Origin of the sequence: Parapedobacter soli (assembly GCF_025460835.1) — a bacterium.
GTDB classification, from domain to species: Bacteria; Bacteroidota; Bacteroidia; order Sphingobacteriales; family Sphingobacteriaceae; genus Parapedobacter; species Parapedobacter soli.
The window spans coordinates 1-323 of sequence record NZ_JAMXAY010000174.1 but is presented as its reverse complement, the minus strand read 5'-3'; the positions used below and the strand labels follow the sequence as shown (position 1 = coordinate 323).

The window sequence follows — 323 nt, the reverse complement described above, 5'->3', positions numbered from 1 at the left end:
GCCATGCCTGCAATCTCCCCATACGTGCGCACGTTTGCGCCGATGCCGAACACCTCCTTGACGAAGAACATCGCCGAGGCTTCCGCCTGTGGCCGCAGACTTTCGGAGTAGGTAACCAGTAATGAGGGCCGGAACTGGAAGTCTGGCCCCAGGTGGAAGAGCGCCCCGGCGGTGAGGTGGTAAACGTTGGTAAATTGATACCGGCTGTCGCCGGTCAACCCGAGGTTACCCAGCATCAATCGGGGCAGCGATAGGCCCACATAGTAGCGCTCCGGGCGGTACAGCATCACGCCGAAGCCCACCAACGCATCCGTTTCCCGGAT

Annotated in this window: 1 protein-coding gene; it reads right to left on the bottom strand. The window is 61.0% G+C overall.

Features of this window, described 5'->3' with window-relative positions:
• Nucleotides 1-323, bottom strand: a 323-nt coding sequence (locus NGM62_RS22080; RefSeq protein ID WP_262250464.1) for a type IX secretion system membrane protein PorP/SprF, incomplete at both ends; no start/stop codon positions are given.